General features: G+C 46.8%; 2 protein-coding genes. Both read left to right on the top strand.

Annotated features, from left to right (window positions below; genetic code table 11):
* Positions 1–117: 117 nt before the first annotated feature.
* The gene (locus CXF86_RS19910; protein ID WP_102039874.1) at positions 118–1,008 is read left to right on the top strand and encodes a tyrosine-type recombinase/integrase; all 891 of its coding nucleotides are present in this window, start codon (positions 118–120) and stop codon (positions 1,006–1,008) included.
* Positions 1,005–2,117 (top strand): IS91 family transposase, encoded by a 1,113-nt coding sequence (locus tag CXF86_RS19905; RefSeq protein WP_102039873.1) that lies wholly within the window; start codon positions 1,005–1,007, stop codon positions 2,115–2,117. Before CXF86_RS19910 ends, CXF86_RS19905 begins: the two co-directional genes overlap by 4 nt.
* The last annotated feature ends 258 nt before the right edge of the window (positions 2,118–2,375 follow it).

Raw genomic sequence — 2,375 nt, 5'->3', positions numbered from 1 at the left:
ATTGCCTTGTTGAACGAAGCCGCTCTGCGGCAGAAAAGATAAAATCCATCTCTATCTACCATCCTAAATACTTACTAGTACAGACCTTGTTAGGTCTTTACTACTAGGAGTATTATCATGGACACATTCGAACAGCAACGCTTTGATTCTCTTTATGAACAACATCTTACCAACTTAACCCTACAAGGCAAGCGACCCGCCACCATCGATGCATATAGCCGTGCAGTACGGCGTATTGCCGCCTTCTTTGACCGTTGTCCCGACAACCTTACCACCGATGATTTAAAACGTTACTTTGCTCAACTGATAGCATCACACTCGTGGAGCACCGTTAAGCTTGACCGTAACGGTTTGCAGTTTTTCTATCGCCATGTGCTTAACCAACAGTGGCAGTGGCTCAACATCGTTAAGCCTCCACAGGTCAACCGACTGCCCGATATCCTAACCCCAACTGAAGTTGCTATCGTGATTAGCCTCACTCGACAACTGCGTTATCAAGTGTTCTTTCTAGTGCTCTACAGCATGGGGCTTAGGCTCGGCGAAGGGATCTCTTTGCAAGTAGGTGATATGGATTCACAGATGATGCAGGTACATATTCGCAATGCTAAAGGCGGTAAGGATAGATTGGTTCCTCTACCACAACGCACTTTATTAGCGCTGCGATATTACTGGCAAACCCATCGTCATCCACGCCTGATGTTTCCTGGTAAAGACGGTAAACTGGATTCGATGATAGATAAAGGCGGCATTCAGAAAGCCTTAAAACGAGTCATTGCTGAGTGCAATATTCATAAATCCATCAGTCCGCATAATCTGCGACATAGCTACGCAACCCATCTGCTAGAGCAAGGATTAGACCTGCGCTCAGTGCAAAGCCTGCTCGGTCATAACAGCCTCAACACCACCGCTCGTTACACCAAACTGACCCACATCACCCGTAAAAATACCGCTGAGGCAATTAACAAGCTTGCTGATGATTTAATCTTGAAGTGGGAGTGTGACGTATGAAGTTCATCGATATTTTACGCGACCATCTTGATACCTTTAATCAAGCTTTTGATCAACAAATCACAACCTCGATGCGGCAAGCTATTTTCGCCATGCTCAGTTGTCGCACCAATACTGAGAGAACGAGTCAGTGGGCGTGCCAGAGTTGCCCTCATCATGCTGACTTTCCGTTGTCTTGTGGTCATCGCAGTTGCCCGCAATGTCAGCACAACACCACGGAAGGTTGGCTTGCTAAACAGCAGGCTAAACTGTTGCCCGTGGAGTATTACATGGTCACTTTCACTCTGCCTTATGAGCTTAGAGCCACCGCCAAACATCAGCCTGAACTTGTCTATCAAGCCATGTTCACTGTCGCTGCAAGCGTGCTCAAGGAATTTGCTAAAAACGCAAAACAACTCGGTGGTGACATCGGTTTTACGGGCGTGCTACATACCCATAATCGGCGACGCGACTACCATCCTCATATTCACTTCATCATTCCCGCGGGGAGTTTCAACAAAGCCAAACAACAGTGGCACAAGAGCAAAGGCAAGTACCTGTTTAATGCCTTTAATCTTGCCAAAGTATGGCGAGCACGCTTGCTTGAGCAATTGACAGACAAGCTCAACATCAAGCTGCCAGCAGCCATCCCGAAACAGTGGGTTGTCGACTGCCAGCATGTGGGTAAAGGGCTACCTGCGCTAAAGTACCTGTCGAGATACCTCTATCGCGGCGTTTTGCCTGACAAAAGCATCATCAGTGACGTCGATGGCCACGTCAGTTTCGAGTATCAAAATAGCCAACCCAAAGCCACTGAAATACGCACTTTACCTACGGTGGAGTTCCTATGGTTAGTGCTCCAGCATGTGCTACCGAAGGGATTACGTCGAGTGAGAGACTATGGATTACTGCAAGGAAGTTGCCGAAAACTAAGACTGCAAATACAGCTCATGCTCGCGGTTGCTGGCGCGGTGCTTCCAATAATCGCTGAGGTGAAAAAAGTGGTTGCGATACGGTCTTGCCCCTGCTGCCAGCAGCCGATGAAATTTATGGGGGTACATGGGAAAAAGCATGCACGACTGACAAGTTTTATCATGCAGAAAACAAGGGAGCCTAACGCCACTGTTTAAGCGGAAGGACTACAAAATCTAGATTTAACATACAGAGAAAAATAAGAATAAGGAGGTATTAAGGCATTGATATTTTGACGTAAATAAATTAGCTGGCGATGCTAAGGGATCGCTATGGCTAACGAAAACTCTATTGCTCACCACACACCAAAAAAGCGTAAGATCTTACGCTGATATTTACACTATAAAGGTATCACTCGGGCTTGTTCAACAATCGGGATAAGGACGCGGCTACGCGCGGCCTATCCTTATTCGTTA

Source organism: Shewanella sp. GutCb (assembly GCF_002836135.1).
Classification (GTDB): Bacteria; Pseudomonadota; Gammaproteobacteria; order Enterobacterales; family Shewanellaceae; genus Shewanella.
This window is presented reverse-complemented; position numbering and strand designations above follow the sequence as displayed.

What these genes read in the sequence shown, in the direction of transcription:
- CXF86_RS19910 (WP_102039874.1), top strand. Translation starts at nt 118, where the DNA reads ATGGACACATTCGAACAGCAACGCTTTGATTCTCTTTATGAACAACAT.
- CXF86_RS19905 (WP_102039873.1), top strand. Translation starts at nt 1,005, where the DNA reads ATGAAGTTCATCGATATTTTACGCGACCATCTTGATACCTTTAATCAA.